At 46.7% G+C, this 272-nt stretch carries 1 protein-coding gene; it reads right to left on the bottom strand.

The window, feature by feature from the left end; genetic code table 11:
• Positions 1 to 65: 65 nt before the first annotated feature.
• A partial coding sequence (locus tag ACODJP_RS14050) for a catalase-related domain-containing protein (protein WP_422482556.1) occupies positions 66 to 272 on the bottom strand: 207 nt, incomplete at its 5' end.

Genomic DNA, 272 nt, shown 5'->3' with positions numbered 1-272 from the left:
CTTTATTATGTTTGTTTACTATGTACTTATTCCTCAATCATAACATGCTTCATTGTATTGCTTCTTCACATAGTCGGCCTCACGTTGAGACGGGATGCCAGTTTCTGACCGAGAGACTTGTCGGCCTGACTCCAGTATGATACCCAAATAGAGCGTATCTCGTGGGTGAGACGAGGATCGGATAAGGCATCAACCCATCGCTTTACAAACCTCTCCTGCCTGTCTGGTGCCCACGAACGGTACCTCACTCCTGGCTCCTTAAAGTTATTCTC

The organism is Pleomorphochaeta sp. DL1XJH-081 (genome assembly GCF_049310885.1).
In the GTDB taxonomy this organism is placed as follows: Bacteria; Spirochaetota; Spirochaetia; order Sphaerochaetales; family Sphaerochaetaceae; genus CAYZJV01.
This window is presented reverse-complemented; position numbering and strand designations above follow the sequence as displayed.